We start from the raw sequence: 14,780 nt of genomic DNA, 5'->3' as shown, positions 1-14,780 counted from the left end.
AAGTCTGGCGAACATCATAAGGGGGCGCCCTTGAAATGGGTAGTTCACAAAGGATGGGTGGTGACCGACCAAAGCCGACTGTTCTGGTGTCCGTCGGGCTGTATACTTGCGCTCTATTTGAGGAGCGCTCCATGGTCGAAGATGTTGAATTGAACCGCCTCTACTGGCACAGCCGCCGCGGCATGCTGGAACTGGACGTGTTGCTGGTGCCATTCGTGAAAGAAGTCTATCCGCATCTGAACGATGTTGATCGTGCCTGTTACGTCAGGCTGCTCGAATGCGAAGATCAGGACATGTTCGGCTGGTTCATGGAACGCTCCGAATCCGAAGATCCCGAGCTGCAACGCATGGTCCGCATGATCCTGGATCGTGTCCAACCCAAGTAACGCCTTCGAATGCCGCTGGCAGCCTTCCAGGCAATTGCTGGCGGCCTATCTCCTGGCCCAGCTGTTCGCGCTGGGCGCCTTGCTGATGCTCGATATTCCGCTCTGGGCCCGTCTACTCGGGGTTCTGCTGTGCCTGGGCCACGGAGTCTGGGCGTTGCCGCGGCGGATTCTGCTGAATCATCCCTCGGCTTTCAGCGGTCTGCGTCGTAATGCCGATGGCTGGCAGTTGTGGTGCGCCGGGCAGGGCTGGCGGCCGGTGCAGCTGCGGCCTGACAGCCTGGCGCTGCCGCTGCTGGTGGTGTTGCGTTTTCGCCTGCCGGGCGAGCGCTGGGTGAGGTCGGTCTGTGTGCCACGGGACGCGCAGGCGGCCGATGTGCATCGGCGCCTGCGCGTGCGGCTCAAGTTCAGTCGCCGTAGGTGGGCGGCACCAGAATAGTGTCCAGTGCCTCGGGCAGCAGGTTCGGGTAATCGAGGGTGTAGTGCAGGCCCCGGCTTTCCTTGCGCTCCATGGCTGAACGAATCATCAGCTCGGCGACCTGGGCCAGGTTGCGCAACTCGATCAGGTCGCGGCTGACCTTGTAGTTGCTGTAGAACTCATCGATTTCGTCCAGCAGCAGACGGACCCGGTGCTGAGCCCGTTGCAGGCGCTTGTTGGTGCGTACGATGCCGACATAGTCCCACATGAATCGCCGCAGTTCGTCCCAGTTGTGCGCAATGATCACGTCTTCGTCGGAGTCGGTGACCTGGCTGGCGTCCCAGGCGGGCAGGGCGATCGGAATGGCGATCTGCGGCAGTTGCTCGAGAATGTCGGCTGCCGCGGAGCGGGCATAGACGAAGCATTCCAACAGCGAGTTGCTGGCCATGCGGTTGGCGCCGTGCAGGCCGGTAAAGCTGGTTTCGCCAATGGCATACAGGCCCGGAACGTCGGTGCGGCCCTGCTGGTCGACCATCACCCCGCCGCAGGTATAATGCGCGGCCGGTACCACCGGGATCGGCTGTTTGGTGATGTCGATGGAGAATTCCAGGCAGCGCTCGTACACGGTCGGGAAGTGGCTTTTGATAAAGGCTTCCGGTTTGTGGCTGATGTCCAGGTACACGCAATCGATACCCAGGCGCTTCATCTCATGGTCGATGGCCCGGGCGACGATATCTCGTGGTGCCAGTTCGGCACGCGGGTCGAAACGCGGCATGAAGCGTTCGCCGTTGGGCAGCTTCAGATGTGCTCCCTCGCCGCGCAGGGCTTCGGTGATCAGGAAACTCTTGGCCTGTGGATGGTAGAGGCAGGTCGGGTGGAATTGGTTGAACTCCAGGTTGGCCACCCGGCAGCCCGAGCGCCAGGCCATGGCGATGCCATCGCCACAGGCGCCATCGGGGTTGCTGGTATAGAGGTAGACCTTGGCGGCCCCGCCGGAAGCAAGGATGACAAAGCGCGCACCGTAGGTATCGACTTCGCCGGTGGCGCGGTTGAGTACGTAGGCGCCGAGGCAGCGATCGCCTTCCAGTCCCAGGCGTTTTTCGGTAATCAGATCGACGGCGACCCGCTGCTCCAGCAGCTCGATGTTCGGGCGTTGCCGGGCCTGCTCCAGCAATGTAGTGAAGATGGCCGCGCCGGTGGCGTCGGCGGCATGGATGATGCGGCGATGGCTGTGGCCGCCTTCGCGGGTCAGGTGGAATTCGAAACCGCCGTCTTCATTGCCCGATTGCTCGTCACGGGTGAAGGGCACGCCCTGGTCGATCAGCCACTGAATGGCCTCGCGGCTGTGTTCGACGGTAAACCGCACGGCGTCTTCATGGCACAGACCGCCACCGGCATTGAGGGTGTCGTCGACGTGGGATTCGACGGTATCGGTGTCGTCCAGCACTGCCGCGACGCCACCCTGAGCCCAATAGGTCGAGCCATTGGCGAGATCGCCCTTGCTCAATACGGTAATGCGCAGGTGACCAGGCAAGGTCAGCGCAAGGCTCAAACCGGCAGCGCCGCTGCCTATCACCAGAACATCGTGTTGAAACTGTTGGCTCATTGGAAGATTCCGCTCAAAAGCGACCCGGGTCGGGGTTGGCGCAAGACGCCTGGATCGGCGAGTCAAAGCAGCCATGCAGCCCACTAGTATATAGAGGGGGGGATCGGCACAATAGCGGTGCCTTCGTGGCATTATGAAATTATGGGGGCGAAAAAGGCGGTCTTGCGAGGCAGTGATGGGTGGCTCGATTTTTCCGTCAAGTCGGGGAGCTGGCGACTGTATCGAAGATGTAGCAACCTTTTTCTCTTCATGGTTACACAATGTTCGCTCTGCACAGCTATAAAGATTGGGAACTTTTGACACGGCCCCAAACTCAATAGAAGGTTGCCTGATAGAAGGGACAGCGTCGGTTTTTATGCAGGACTTGTGTTGTGGTCATGCAACTCAATTCGACGACAGGATTATTCGCGCAGCCGGCCTTGCCCGCGCTGCGTTTTTCGTGCGTGCCAAATCAGAGCCCGCAGGAAACTTGCTTGGAGGGGGAGAACTTTTGCGAAAAGCCCGAGTCTATGTTTGCAAGCCTGATCGTTTAGTTATGCAAGCCTCCTTCGAGCTTATCGAGGAGTGTTCATGCTAACCCAGGAAGAGGATCAGCAGCTGGTCGAGCGCGTTCAGCGCGGCGACAAGCGAGCTTTCGATCTGCTAGTGCTGAAATACCAGCACAAAATTCTCGGGTTGATCGTGCGTTTTGTGCACGACACCCATGAAGCCCAGGATGTTGCACAAGAAGCCTTTATCAAGGCTTACCGTGCGCTTGGTAATTTCCGCGGTGACAGTGCGTTTTATACGTGGCTGTATCGTATCGCCATCAACACGGCGAAAAACTATCTGGTTTCGCGCGGCCGCCGGCCGCCGGATAGCGATGTCAGTTCCGAGGATGCGGAGTTCTACGATGGCGATCATGGCCTCAAGGATCTCGAATCGCCGGAGCGCGCATTGCTGCGGGATGAGATCGAAGGCACCGTCCATCGAACCATTCAGCAACTGCCAGAAGATTTGCGTACGGCTTTAACTTTACGTGAATTCGATGGTCTGAGTTACGAGGACATTGCCAGCGTCATGCAGTGTCCGGTGGGTACCGTGCGCTCCCGGATTTTCCGCGCTCGGGAAGCCATCGATAAAGCCCTGCAGCCGTTGTTGCAGGAAACCTGAGACAGCGGCGACAGCCAAGAGAGGAACCGCCATGAGTCGTGAAGCCCTGCAGGAATCGCTGTCCGCGGTGATGGATAACGAAGCGGACGAACTGGAATTACGTCGGGTATTGAATGCCGTCGACGAAGTGGAAACCCGTGAGACCTGGGCTCGTTACCAGATCGCCCGGGCGGCCATGCACAAGGAATTGCTGCTTCCGCGTCTGGACATCGCCGCGGCTGTTTCTGCTGCGCTGGCTGACGAAGCCGTACCGGCCAAGGCCACTCGTGGTCCATGGCGTAGCCTGGGTCGCCTGGCTGTTGCCGCATCGGTGACCGTTGCCGTATTGGCGGGTGTTCGCCTGTACAACCAGGACGAGATCGCTGGTGTCGAACTGGCACAGCAATCGAATCAGCCAACCCTGGCCGCTCCTCAAGTAAAAGGCCCAGCTGTATTGGCCGGCTACAATGAGAGTTCGGAAGCCACTGGTCCTATGGCCAACGGCGTATTGCAAGGTCAGCCAGGCTGGCACGATCAGCGTCTGCCAAGCTACCTGCGTCAGCATGCTCAACAAGCTGCACTGAAGGGCACTGAAAGCGCTCTGCCTTACGCTCGTGCGGCGAGCCTGGAAAACCGTTAAGGAGGATCATGCGCGCCATCCCTCTACTCTCGCTTCTGCTCAGTGGCTGGTTCATTGTTCCAGCCCACGCCGACGAAGCTCAGGATTGGTTGAAACGTCTTGGGCAAGCCGAACAGCAGCAAAGCTTTCAGGGTACTTTCGTCTACGAGCGTAATGGTAGTTTTTCTACCCATAACATCTGGCATCGCGTCCAGGATGGCCAGGTCCGCGAGCGACTGGTTCAGCTCGACGGTTCCGCTCAAGAGGTTGTGCGTGTTGATGGGCGTACCCAATGTGTCAGCGGTACGCTGGTGGCTGGGCTGGGGGACGCCCCCAGCTCTTCGGCCCACTCACTCGATCCAGAAAAGCTCAAGAATTGGTACGACCTTGCCGTCATCGGCAAGTCGCGTGTGGCTGGGCGTTCCGCGGTCATTGTTTCCCTGACCCCGCGGGACCAGCACCGTTATGGTTTTGAATTGCATCTGGATCGCGAGACGGGCCTGCCGCTGAAATCGCTGTTGTTGAACGATAAGGGGCAGTTGCTCGAGCGCTTCCAGTTCACTCGCCTGGATACGGTGGATGTGCCGAAGGACAGCGAGCTGCAGGCCAGCGTCGAATGCAAGGCCGTGGCCCTGGACAGCGACAAGGCTTCCGCGGTGAAGGCTGCGCAGGCCTGGCATTCCGACTGGCTGCCGCCAGGCTTCGAGTTGACCAGCAGCAGTGCGCGTAAAGATCCCGACACCAAGACCATGGTCAACAGCCTGATGTATGACGATGGCCTTGCCCGCTTCTCGGTGTTCCTCGAACCGCTCAATGGTGCGACGGTGACCGACACCCGCACTCAACTGGGCCCGACCGTGGCGGTATCCCGACGCCTGACCACGCCTGAAGGCGAGATGATGGTAACGGTGGTGGGTGAGATACCTATCGGTACCGCCGAACGGATCGCCTTGTCGATGCGTACCGACGCCGCTGCGCCCAAGGCGCAGTGAGTACAGCCCCAGGTGTTCATCGAGCGTTAATGTTGGTTGTGTAAGAGGTCTGCAATGCCAGCTCTGCAATCGAGATATCTAAATGTTCGGTGAACATTTTCATTTGCAAAACCCCCTGTTTTTTCTTATAGGTCAGAGCCACTAGGTTCTGGCCTTGTTTGTCGTTTCCGGGACAAAAGTACTGCGCGAGTCGCCTGGTATTTCTTGTCCCTATCGCTTAACCACGCTCGTTGTAATGGGAGCCGTATGTCGATACCACGTTTGAAATCCTATCTCTCCATTTTCGCTACTGTGCTGGTGCTCGGTCAGGCCGTTACCGCACAGGCGGCGGACTTGCCTGACTTCACACAACTGGTCGAGCAGGCGTCGCCGGCAGTGGTCAACATCAGTACCACGCAGAAGCTCCCGGACCGCAAGGTTTCCGCCCAGATGCCGGACCTCGAAGGTCTGCCGCCGATGCTGCGCGAGTTTTTCGAGCGTGGCATGCCGCCGCAGCCGCGTTCGCCACGGGGCGATCGCCAGCGTGAAGCCCAGTCCCTGGGTTCTGGCTTCATCATTTCGTCGGACGGTTACATCCTGACCAACAACCATGTGATTGCCGACGCGGATGAAATCCTTGTCCGCCTGGCCGACCGTAGTGAACTGAAAGCCAAGCTGATCGGCACCGATCCACGCTCCGACGTGGCGTTGCTGAAGATCGATGGCAAGGACCTGCCGGTGCTGAAGCTGGGCAAGTCCCAGGACCTGAAGGCTGGCCAGTGGGTAGTGGCCATCGGCTCGCCGTTTGGTTTCGACCACACCGTGACCCAGGGCATCGTCAGCGCCATCGGTCGTAGCCTGCCGAACGAAAACTACGTGCCGTTCATCCAGACCGATGTGCCGATCAACCCGGGTAACTCCGGTGGTCCGCTGTTCAACCTGGCCGGTGAAGTGGTGGGTATCAACTCGCAGATCTACACCCGTTCCGGCGGCTTCATGGGTGTGTCCTTCGCCATCCCGATCGATGTCGCCATGGACGTTTCCAACCAGCTGAAAGCCGGTGGCAAAGTCAGCCGCGGCTGGCTGGGCGTGGTTATCCAGGAAGTGAACAAAGACCTGGCGGAGTCCTTCGGCCTGGAGAAGCCGGCCGGTGCGCTGGTGGCGCAGATCCAGGACGACGGTCCGGCAGCCAAGGGCGGCTTGCAGGTGGGTGATGTGATCCTGAGCATGAATGGTCAACCGATCATCATGTCGGCGGACCTGCCGCATCTGGTCGGTGCCCTCAAGGCGGGGGCGAAAGCCAATTTGGAAGTGATTCGTGACGGCAAGCGCAAGAACGTCGAATTGACCGTTGGTGCGATTCCGGACGAAGACAAGGCCCTGGACGCCATTGGCAAGTCCGGTGTCGAGCGCAGCAGCAACCGTCTGGGCGTTGCGGTGGTCGAGCTGACCGATGAGCAGAAGAAAACCTACGACCTCAAGGGCGGTGTGGTGATCAAGGAAGTTCAGGATGGTCCAGCCGCGCTGATCGGCCTGCAGCCGGGCGACGTGATCACTCATCTGAACAATCAGGCGATCACTTCGACCAAGAACTTCACTGAAATCGCCCAGGCGCTGCCGAAGAACCGTTCGGTATCGATGCGGGTTCTGCGTCAGGGACGTGCCAGCTTCATTACCTTCAAGCTGGCCGAGTAATCCGTGTAGCGGATTGATCGCGCAATAAAAAGCCCGCCTCGAAAGAGGCGGGCTTTTTTGTGGGCGCCGGTTGGGCTCAGCGCATCATGTCCTTGACCATTTGCTCCTGGTCCATCAGCTCACGCTGGCGAGCGTCGATCCGTGAAGACAGCGGGAAGTTGCTGCCGGCGCGACGTTTGGCGAAATCCAGCTGCTGGATCGCCTGGCGATAGTCGCCGACCAGGGCAAAGTATTCGGCCCGCGCCTGATGCAGGCCGATGATATTGCCCGACAGGCCACGGGTTTCCGCCACCGAGTACCAGACGTCCGGATCGTCGGAGCGGGTCTTGAGCAGGCTTTCCAGGGCCTTTTCGGCGTCCGCCGGGCGATTCTGCTTGAGCAGCAGGTCGACCCTGACCTGGTTCAGTGGATAGTTGCCCGGATACTGCGCAAGCATTTTATCCACCCGGGCCTGGGCGTCGGAAAAGCGGCTGGTAGCGGTATCCAGGTCGATCTGGGCCAGGTTGTAAGTGATGTCGTTAGGTTGTTTGGCCAGCAACTGCTTGAGGTTGTCCCGGGCCTCGTTGAACTGGCTGCCCTTGATCTGGGCGATGGCGAGGCCGTAGCGGGCGATGTCGTTTTTCGGGTTTTCGTCGAGCTGGGCGCGGAAACGCTTGGCGCCCATGCCGGGGGACTCTTCGTAGATCAGCTGTACTCGTGCGCGAATCAACTGGTAACGCAGACTGTCTTCCTTGCCCCCGGCCTTGGCCTGTTCGGCGCGGTTGCGGGTGTCGGCGATCCGCGATTCGGTGACCGGGTGAGTCAGCAGGAACTCCGGCGGCTTGGCGTCGAAACGGTACTGGCGCATCAGGCGTTCGAACATGGTCGGCATGGAGCGCGGGTCATAACCGGCCTTTTCCAGGTTGAGGATGCCGATGCGGTCGGCTTCCTGCTCGTTCTGCCGGGAGAAGCGCCGTTGTTCCTGGATGGCCGCGGCCTGGGTGCCGGCAATGGCGGCGATCCCGGCGTCGCCACCGCCCGCCGCGGCGATCACGATCCCGGCCAGCAGGGCAGCCATCATTGGCACCTGCATGCGTTGCGAGGCTTCGACGCCACGGGCGAAGTGGCGTTGCGACAGGTGAGCCAACTCGTGAGCCAGCACCGAGGCATATTCGCCTTCGGTCTGGGCGTTGAGGAACAATCCACCGTTGACTCCGACAATCCCGCCGGGAGCGGCAAACGCGTTGAGCTGCGGGCTGTTGATCAGGATGAACTCGAGACGCCGGTCGTTGACCTGGCTGGTCTCGACCAGTTTGTAGACGCTGGTTTCGACGTAATCCTTGAGTTGCGGGTCGTTGAGTTGCGAAACCTGGCTGCGCAGCAATGCCAGCCAGGCGCGGCCCAGTTGGTGTTCCTGTTGGGGCGAGACAATGGCAGAACTGGCGTCACCGAGTGATGGCAGGTCGTCGGCGAAGCCTGGTGAGGCGAGCAGGCAAGCGAGCGTCAGCAGGGTAGGGCGCAAAAAAGTCATGCACAAAGCCTTAGTCGACAAAGAGTCTACTGTAGCCGGACACCAGGCCTTGGACCAGATATTCTAGGCACTTCGACGACCCTCCCGGAGTGACGCAATGACTGATGCTGTAGCCCACGACGCCGAGCTCGATGCCAGCGGACTGAACTGCCCGCTGCCGCTGCTCAAGGCCAAGATGGAACTCAATCGCCTGGCCAGCGGCGCGGTGCTCAAGGTGATCGCCACGGATGCCGGCTCCCAGCGCGACTTTCGCACCTTTGCCCGTTTGGCCGGTCATACCCTGCTTCGCGAGGAAGACGAAGCCGGGGTCTATCGTTACTGGCTGAAGAAGGCCTGAACCGCCCCGGAAATCATCGCGCCTCTGTCTAAGGATCATTGATGTTCAAAGTGTTACGCGACTGGATTCAGCGCTACTTCTCCGATGAAGAGGCCGTGGTACTGGCCGTTCTGTTGTTCCTGGCCTTCACTGCGGTGCTGACCCTGGGTGGCATGCTCGCGCCGGTGTTGGCGGGGATGGTGCTGGCCTATCTGATGCAGGGGCTGGTGCTCACGCTGGAACGCTGGCGTTTGCCTGGCGGGGCGGCGGTGGGCCTGGTCTTCGCCTTGTTCATGGGGCTGCTGTTGGTGTTCATCGTGGTCGTCGTGCCGCTGTTGTGGCATCAATTGATTACCTTGTTCAACGAGCTGCCGGGAATGCTCGCCAAGTGGCAATCGTTGCTTCTGTTGTTGCCGGAGCGTTATCCGCACCTGGTGTCCGACGAACAGGTGCTGCAGGCGATCGAGGTGGCGCGCGGCGAGATCGGCAAGTTCGGCCAGTGGGCGCTGACCTTCTCGCTGTCCAGCCTGCCACTGCTGGTCAACATCATGATCTATCTGGTACTGGTGCCGATCCTGGTGTTTTTCTTTCTCAAGGACCGGGCGATGATCAGCCAGTGGGTGCGCGGTTACCTGCCGCGCGAGCGGGCCCTGATCACCCGGGTGGCCCAGGAAATGAACCGGCAGATCGCCAACTACATTCGTGGCAAGGTGATCGAGATCGTCATTTGCGGCGGGGTGACCTACATCGCCTTCGTGGCCCTGGGGCTGAACTACGCGGCCCTGCTGGCGCTGCTGGTGGGGATTTCGGTGGTGGTGCCCTACGTCGGGGCGGTGGTGGTGACTGTGCCGGTGGCGCTGATTGCCTTGTTCCAGTGGGGCTGGAGCGACCAGTTCATCTATCTGATGGCGGTCTACGGGATCATTCAGACCCTGGACGGCAACGTGCTGGTGCCGCTGCTGTTCTCCGAGGCAGTGAACCTGCATCCGGTGGCGATCATTTGTGCAGTACTGTTGTTTGGCGGGCTGTGGGGCTTCTGGGGGGTGTTTTTCGCGATTCCCCTGGCCACCCTGTTCAAGGCGGTACTGGATGCCTGGCCGCGCAAGGAGCCGGTCGTGGCGCCCTTGCTCTAGAGCGGCCCTGCTCTGGAAATGAAAAAGGGGGCGGCTGAATCAGCCGCCCCCTTTTTTAGTCGGTTACCTTTTAGTCGGTTACCGCGCTCAGGCCTTGTTCAGCGCCTGCGCGGCAGCCAGTACCGCATCCACGTGGCCTGGCACTTTCACGCCACGCCATTCCTGACGCAGCACGCCATTCTTGTCGATCAGGAAGGTGCTGCGATCGACACCCATGTATTCCTTGCCGTAGAGCTTCTTCAGCTTGATCACGTCGAACAGCTGGCAGACGGCTTCGTCCTTGTCGCTGATCAGTTCGAAGGGGAATTCCTGCTTGCACTTGAAGTTCTCGTGGGACTTCAGGCCATCGCGGGAGACGCCGAACACCTCGGTGTTGGCGGCCTTGAACGCGGCGTATTGATCACGAAAGCCCTGGCCCTCGGTGGTGCAACCCGGGGTGCTGTCCTTGGGGTAGAAGTAGATCACCACCTGCTTGCCCTTGAGCGCGGCGAGGCTGACGGTTTGACCGCTGGTGGCCGGGGCTTCGAAGTGGGCAACAGGTTGGTCGATGGCAACGGCCATTAGGGCTTCCTTACATTGGGTTCTGTGGGCGCCAGGGTTCGATCAACGCGTCGAGATTCATTGCGTCGGCGAAGTCCAGGAACTGATCGCGCAGCCAGCTGATCTGGGTGCCGGCCGGCAAGGTCACGGTAAAGGTGGCGTTGAGCATGGTGCCGCCGGTCTGCGGGGCCTGATAGGTATCGCAGGTCAGGTTTTCCAGCTCGACATGGTGGTCGATGAAGAACTGGCACAGTTCATTGACGATGTCCGGGCGGTAGGCGGCGCTGACGTAAGCCACATAAGGCAGGGCCTGCGGGCGGTTTTCCAGGGCCGCGCTGCGCACCACGTTGACGGTGAAGGCGTATTTCTTCGCCAGCGACGGCAGGCCGGCCTCCAGGCGCGCCAGGGCATCCCAGCTGCCGGAAACCTCCAGGACCAGCGCACTGCACTCGCCATGGCGGGTCAGGCGGGAGGTCACCACGGCGCAGCGGTTTTCATGGCTGGCGCGGCACAGGACGTTGGTCAGCTCCATGGGGTTGGCGCCGAGGGCACTGATGACAAGGAATTGTTCGCGGACTGTGGGGGTGGACATGCAGCATTCCTAAAGCGATGAGCGGTCGATACTTTTGCAGGCTCGAGTACTGGGTAAACGTCCGGATGCGGTTTCAGAAGCCCTGAACCGCCAGGTTGCGACGAGCTCCATAAAAGGCGAGAGCGAAGGGCGGCAACGCAGGATTGGGGCTTCGGATGCCGAAAAGGGAGGCTGGAACCCGGCGTACAAGCTTAGCAGTACCGATCAAAGCCTGAAGGGTAGCGAAATACATCGCTCAGGGGAATGCTCGCAGCGCGGTACTTCGCTTGTGCAAGCATCTTGGCGCCAGTACCATTACCGCTCTCTTTTTCCGGCAGGAGCGGTTGCATGATTGCGGGCAGTATGGTGGCACTGGTCACACCCATGGATGCACAGGGTCGTCTCGACTGGGACAGCCTGAGCAAACTGGTGGACTTCCACCTGCAAGAGGGCACCAACGCCATTGTGGCGGTCGGCACTACAGGTGAGTCGGCTACCCTCGATGTGAACGAACACATCGAAGTGATTCGTCGCGTGGTCGCTCAGGTTGCAGGGCGTATCCCGGTGATCGCCGGTACCGGCGCGAACTCGACACGCGAAGCGATCGAGCTGACCACCAATGCGAAGATCGCCGGTGCCGACGCGTGCCTGCTGGTGACCCCTTATTACAACAAGCCGACGCAAGAAGGCCTGTATCAGCATTTCCGTGCCATCGCCGAAGCCGTCGATATCCCGCAGATCCTCTATAACGTGCCGGGCCGCACCGCTTGCGACATGCAGGCCGAGACCGTGATCCGCCTGTCGACCGTGCCGAACATCATCGGCATCAAGGAAGCCACCGGTGACCTGCAGCGCGCCAAGGACATCCTGGCCGGCGTGAGCAGCGACTTCCTGGTGTACTCCGGCGACGATGCAACCGCCGTCGAACTGATCCTGATGGGCGGCAAGGGCAATATTTCGGTGACCGCCAACGTGGCGCCAAAAGCCATGAGCGAGATGTGCGCCGCCGCGATGCGTGGCGATGCCGCCACCGCCCGGGCGATCCACGAGAAGCTGATGCCGCTCAACAAGACTCTGTTTATCGAATCCAACCCTATTCCCGTGAAATGGGCCCTGTGCGAGATGGGCTTGATGGCGAACGGTATCCGTCTGCCGCTCACCTGGCTCAGTGCTGCCTGTCACGAACCGCTGCGGCAGGCCATGCGCCAGTCCGGCGTATTGGTTTAATTGAGGAAGTACTACGCATGAAGCGATTGGCCGGACTTTCCGCACTTGCCTTGATTATCTCCAGCACCAGTGGCTGCGGTTGGATTTGGGGGCCGGAAGGCTACTTCCGTGACCGCGGCAGCGATTACCTGCAAGCGCAACAGACCGCACCGATGCAACTGCCGTCGGATGTCAGCACCTCCAAGCGCCTCGATCCGCTGCTGCCGATTCCGCGCAACGTGGCCGACGACACCGTCAAGGGCGAATACATCGTGCCGCGTCCGCAGCCGTTGGGCTCGGTGGCCGATGCCAGCGACTACACCCTGCAGAAGAGCGGCGATGCGCGTTGGGTCATGGCCCAGCACGCCCCAGCCGAAGTCTGGCCGGTGGCCATGCAGTTCTTCCAGGACAACGGTTTCCGTATTGACGAACAACGTCCGCAAACCGGCGAGTTCACTACCGCCTGGCAGCGTTCCGACGAGCTCTCCGCATCCATGGCCAAGCGCCTGGGCAGCGTAGGTTCGGCCGATAACGAAACCCGCGTGCGGGTGCGTATCGAACCAGGCGTGCAGCGCAATACCAGTGAAGTCTACGTGGTCAGCGCCGAGCGTCCTGCCGGCAGCACCTCCAGCGTCGATTTCACCAACCGCTCGGTCAACACCAGCCTGGATGCCGCGCTGGTCGACGAAATGCTCGCCAGCATGAGCCGCAGCGCCGAGAAGGGCGGTTCGGTCTCCCTGCTGGCCGCGCGTGATTTCGATACCCCTAGCCGTGTCAGCCTCACCGAAGACGGCAGCGGCAACGTGGTGCTCAACCTCGGCGAAGACCTCGACCGCGCCTGGTCGAGCGTCGGCCGTGCCCTGGAACAGGGCGAGTGGCGCGTTGAAGACATCAACCGCAGCCTGGGCCTGTACTACATCAACCTGGCGGAAAAAGCCGAGAAGAAAAACGACGAGCCGGGCTTCTTCGGCAAGTTGTTCGGCAGCGCACCGGCCAAGGAAGAAATCGAGGCCCGCGCCGAGCGTTATCAGGTTCGTCTGAGCAAGGTGGGCGACAACGTCCAGGTCACCGTCGAGAAAGACATCAATACCGTTGCTCCGCCTGAAGTGGCGCGCAAAGTGTTGACCGTGATTCAGGACAACCTGGGCTGATCCGATGCGTTTCGCCGTTCTCGGCAGTGGTAGTCAAGGGAATGGCACGCTGATAGCCAGTGACGACACCTACGTCTTGGTGGATTGTGGTTTCTCCTTGCGCGAAACCGAGCGGCGCCTGCTGCGCCTGGGGGTAGCCCCTGCGCAGCTGAGCGCGATTCTGGTAACCCACGAACATGCCGACCACGTGCATGGCGTGGGTTTGCTGTCTCGGCGCTACAATTTACCGGTCTACCTCAGTCGCGGCACGTTGCGCGGGATGCGCAAACCGGTGGACGCCGCGGGTTTTCTCGCCGGGGGCGAGACGCTTCAGGTCGGTGCCTTGAGTATCGACGTGACCCGCGTCGCCCACGATGCACTGGAACCTGTGCAGTACGTGTTCAGTGACGGCCAGCGGCGCTTCGGCCTGCTGACCGACCTGGGTTCCTACTGCGACACGGTGATCGACCGCTATCGCGGGCTGGATGCCTTGATGATCGAGGCCAATCACTGCCGCGACATGCTGGCCCGAGGTTACTACCCGTATTTCCTCAAGCAGCGGGTCGGTGGGGAAATGGGACATTTGAACAACCATCAGGCCGCAAGCCTGGTGGCCGAGTTGGGCTGGCAGGACCTGCAGCATCTGGTACTGGCCCACCTCAGCAGCAAGAACAACCTGCCGCAGCTGGCCCGGCAATGTTTTGTCGACACCCTCGGGTGCGACCCGGACTGGCTGCAACTGGCCGATCAAGATTCAGGGCTCGACTGGCGCCACATCGCCTAGCCCACCTACTTAGCAAGCGGAGCCCATCATGGAAAAACGTGAAGAACTCTACCGTGGCAAAGCCAAATCGGTTTACAAGACCGACGACGCCGACCGCCTGGTCCTGCTGTTTCGCAACGACACCTCGGCGTTCGACGGCAAGCGTATCGAGCAGCTCGATCGCAAAGGCATGGTGAACAACAAGTTCAACGCCTTCATCATGCAAAAGCTCGAAGAGGCCGGCGTGCCGACCCAATTCGACAAGCTTCTGGGCGACAACGAGTGCCTGGTGAAGAAGCTGGACATGATCCCGGTCGAATGCGTCGTGCGTAACTACGCCGCCGGCAGCCTGGTCAAGCGCCTGGGTGTGGAAGAGGGTCTGAAACTCAACCCTTATACCTTCGAACTGTTCCTGAAGGACGACGCCAAGGGCGACCCGTTCATCAACGAATCCCACGTCGTGGCCTTCGGCTGGGGCACCGCCGAGCAACTGGCGCGCATGAAAGAACTGTCGCTCAAGGTCAACGAAGTCCTGAGCAAGCTGTTCGACGACGCTGGCCTGCTGCTGGTGGACTTCAAGCTGGAGTTCGGCGTATTCCACGGCCAGATCGTCCTGGGCGACGAGTTCAGCCCCGATGGCTGCCGCCTGTGGGACAAGGAAACCCGCAAGAAGATGGACAAGGACCGTTTCCGTCAGGGGCTCGGTGATGTGATCGAAGCCTACGAAGAAGTCGCCAATCGTCTGGGCGTACCGCTGTAATCGACGCAACCGACTGATAGCACGGAAA

Annotated in this window: 16 protein-coding genes; 12 read left to right on the top strand and 4 right to left on the bottom strand. The window is 60.5% G+C overall.

Annotated features, from left to right (window positions below):
• Positions 1-131 precede the first annotated feature (131 nt).
• Positions 132-386, top strand: a complete 255-nt coding sequence (locus BMY68_RS18345; RefSeq protein ID WP_007930227.1) for an FAD assembly factor SdhE — start codon at positions 132-134, stop codon at positions 384-386.
• Positions 370-822: a protein YgfX gene (locus tag BMY68_RS18340; RefSeq protein ID WP_085530065.1), complete on the top strand. Its 453-nt coding sequence runs from the start codon at positions 370-372 to the stop codon at positions 820-822. Before BMY68_RS18345 ends, BMY68_RS18340 begins: the two co-directional genes overlap by 17 nt.
• Here BMY68_RS18340 and nadB read toward each other — a convergent pair.
• On the bottom strand, positions 791-2,407 hold the full coding sequence (nadB, locus tag BMY68_RS18335; protein ID WP_085530066.1) for an L-aspartate oxidase: 1,617 nt from the start codon (positions 2,405-2,407) through the stop codon (positions 791-793). The genes BMY68_RS18340 and nadB overlap by 32 nt on opposite strands.
• Before the next feature lie 570 nt (positions 2,408-2,977).
• Here nadB and rpoE point away from each other — a divergent pair.
• The 4 genes from rpoE (at position 2,978) to BMY68_RS18315 (ending at position 6,823) form a co-directional block, all read left to right on the top strand.
• Positions 2,978-3,559, top strand: coding sequence for an RNA polymerase sigma factor RpoE/AlgU (gene rpoE / locus BMY68_RS18330; protein ID WP_007930230.1), 582 nt, complete (start codon positions 2,978-2,980; stop codon positions 3,557-3,559).
• Between the two features lie 31 nt (positions 3,560-3,590).
• The gene (locus tag BMY68_RS18325; protein ID WP_009042586.1) at positions 3,591-4,178 is read left to right on the top strand and encodes a sigma-E factor negative regulatory protein; all 588 of its coding nucleotides are present in this window, start codon (positions 3,591-3,593) and stop codon (positions 4,176-4,178) included.
• Between the two features lie 8 nt (positions 4,179-4,186).
• The gene (locus BMY68_RS18320) at positions 4,187-5,149 is read left to right on the top strand and encodes a MucB/RseB C-terminal domain-containing protein (protein WP_085530067.1); all 963 of its coding nucleotides are present in this window, start codon (positions 4,187-4,189) and stop codon (positions 5,147-5,149) included.
• A 246-nt stretch (positions 5,150-5,395) separates the two neighbouring features.
• Positions 5,396-6,823: a DegQ family serine endoprotease gene (locus tag BMY68_RS18315; RefSeq protein WP_009042588.1), complete on the top strand. Its 1,428-nt coding sequence runs from the start codon at positions 5,396-5,398 to the stop codon at positions 6,821-6,823.
• A gap of 76 nt (positions 6,824-6,899) precedes the next feature.
• Here the strand turns inward: BMY68_RS18315 and BMY68_RS18310 are convergent, their stop codons facing one another.
• Positions 6,900-8,333, bottom strand: coding sequence for a M48 family metalloprotease (locus tag BMY68_RS18310; RefSeq protein WP_085530068.1), 1,434 nt, complete (start codon positions 8,331-8,333; stop codon positions 6,900-6,902).
• Between the two features lie 97 nt (positions 8,334-8,430).
• On the opposite strand from BMY68_RS18310, the gene BMY68_RS18305 reads away from it, so the two are divergent.
• Entirely contained in the window at positions 8,431-8,670 is a 240-nt protein-coding gene (locus BMY68_RS18305; protein ID WP_007930235.1) for a sulfurtransferase TusA family protein, read from the top strand.
• A gap of 41 nt (positions 8,671-8,711) precedes the next feature.
• Complete coding sequence (locus tag BMY68_RS18300; protein ID WP_007930236.1) at positions 8,712-9,782, top strand: AI-2E family transporter; 1,071 nt, start codon at positions 8,712-8,714, stop codon at positions 9,780-9,782.
• 87 nt (positions 9,783-9,869) lie between these two features.
• On the opposite strand, the gene BMY68_RS18295 is transcribed toward BMY68_RS18300, so the two are convergent.
• Both BMY68_RS18295 and BMY68_RS18290 read right to left on the bottom strand, forming a co-directional pair.
• Positions 9,870-10,343 (bottom strand): peroxiredoxin, encoded by a 474-nt coding sequence (locus BMY68_RS18295; RefSeq protein WP_007930237.1) that lies wholly within the window; start codon positions 10,341-10,343, stop codon positions 9,870-9,872.
• Between the two features lie 10 nt (positions 10,344-10,353).
• Positions 10,354-10,914 carry a glycine cleavage system transcriptional repressor gene (locus BMY68_RS18290; protein WP_007930238.1) on the bottom strand — a complete coding sequence of 187 codons (561 nt, stop codon included), beginning with the start codon at positions 10,912-10,914 and terminating at the stop codon, positions 10,354-10,356.
• A 327-nt stretch (positions 10,915-11,241) separates the two neighbouring features.
• Here BMY68_RS18290 and dapA point away from each other — a divergent pair, with 327 nt between their 5' ends.
• The 4 genes from dapA to purC are packed head-to-tail and all read left to right on the top strand — an operon-like array spanning position 11,242 to position 14,752.
• The gene (dapA, locus tag BMY68_RS18280; RefSeq protein ID WP_085530069.1) at positions 11,242-12,120 is read left to right on the top strand and encodes a 4-hydroxy-tetrahydrodipicolinate synthase; all 879 of its coding nucleotides are present in this window, start codon (positions 11,242-11,244) and stop codon (positions 12,118-12,120) included.
• A gap of 17 nt (positions 12,121-12,137) precedes the next feature.
• Entirely contained in the window at positions 12,138-13,250 is a 1,113-nt protein-coding gene (gene bamC / locus BMY68_RS18275) for an outer membrane protein assembly factor BamC (RefSeq protein ID WP_009042591.1), read from the top strand.
• 4 nt (positions 13,251-13,254) lie between these two features.
• Positions 13,255-14,013, top strand: a complete 759-nt coding sequence (locus BMY68_RS18270) for an MBL fold metallo-hydrolase (RefSeq protein WP_009042592.1) — start codon at positions 13,255-13,257, stop codon at positions 14,011-14,013.
• Positions 14,014-14,041: 28 nt separating this feature from the next.
• Positions 14,042-14,752, top strand: coding sequence for a phosphoribosylaminoimidazolesuccinocarboxamide synthase (gene purC, locus BMY68_RS18265; protein ID WP_007930242.1), 711 nt, complete (start codon positions 14,042-14,044; stop codon positions 14,750-14,752).
• Positions 14,753-14,780: the final 28 nt, after the last annotated feature.

Origin of the sequence: Pseudomonas sp. NFACC41-3 (genome assembly GCF_900109505.1) — a bacterium.
In the GTDB taxonomy this organism is placed as follows: domain Bacteria; phylum Pseudomonadota; class Gammaproteobacteria; order Pseudomonadales; family Pseudomonadaceae; genus Aquipseudomonas; species Aquipseudomonas chlororaphis.
Note: the sequence above shows the minus strand (reverse complement) of the source record. Positions and strands in the feature narration are given on the sequence as shown.

Excerpts from the sequence above, each read along its gene's own strand:
- BMY68_RS18345 (WP_007930227.1), top strand. The coding sequence starts at position 132 with ATGGTCGAAGATGTTGAATTGAACCGCCTCTACTGGCACAGCCGCCGC.
- nadB (WP_085530066.1), bottom strand. The coding sequence starts at position 2,407 with ATGAGCCAACAGTTTCAACACGATGTTCTGGTGATAGGCAGCGGCGCT.
- rpoE (WP_007930230.1), top strand. The coding sequence starts at position 2,978 with ATGCTAACCCAGGAAGAGGATCAGCAGCTGGTCGAGCGCGTTCAGCGC.
- BMY68_RS18325 (WP_009042586.1), top strand. The coding sequence starts at position 3,591 with ATGAGTCGTGAAGCCCTGCAGGAATCGCTGTCCGCGGTGATGGATAAC.
- BMY68_RS18320 (WP_085530067.1), top strand. The coding sequence starts at position 4,187 with ATGCGCGCCATCCCTCTACTCTCGCTTCTGCTCAGTGGCTGGTTCATT.
- BMY68_RS18315 (WP_009042588.1), top strand. The coding sequence starts at position 5,396 with ATGTCGATACCACGTTTGAAATCCTATCTCTCCATTTTCGCTACTGTG.
- BMY68_RS18310 (WP_085530068.1), bottom strand. The coding sequence starts at position 8,333 with ATGACTTTTTTGCGCCCTACCCTGCTGACGCTCGCTTGCCTGCTCGCC.
- BMY68_RS18305 (WP_007930235.1), top strand. The coding sequence starts at position 8,431 with ATGACTGATGCTGTAGCCCACGACGCCGAGCTCGATGCCAGCGGACTG.
- BMY68_RS18300 (WP_007930236.1), top strand. The coding sequence starts at position 8,712 with ATGTTCAAAGTGTTACGCGACTGGATTCAGCGCTACTTCTCCGATGAA.
- BMY68_RS18295 (WP_007930237.1), bottom strand. The coding sequence starts at position 10,343 with ATGGCCGTTGCCATCGACCAACCTGTTGCCCACTTCGAAGCCCCGGCC.
- BMY68_RS18290 (WP_007930238.1), bottom strand. The coding sequence starts at position 10,914 with ATGTCCACCCCCACAGTCCGCGAACAATTCCTTGTCATCAGTGCCCTC.
- dapA (WP_085530069.1), top strand. The coding sequence starts at position 11,242 with ATGATTGCGGGCAGTATGGTGGCACTGGTCACACCCATGGATGCACAG.
- bamC (WP_009042591.1), top strand. The coding sequence starts at position 12,138 with ATGAAGCGATTGGCCGGACTTTCCGCACTTGCCTTGATTATCTCCAGC.
- BMY68_RS18270 (WP_009042592.1), top strand. The coding sequence starts at position 13,255 with ATGCGTTTCGCCGTTCTCGGCAGTGGTAGTCAAGGGAATGGCACGCTG.
- purC (WP_007930242.1), top strand. The coding sequence starts at position 14,042 with ATGGAAAAACGTGAAGAACTCTACCGTGGCAAAGCCAAATCGGTTTAC.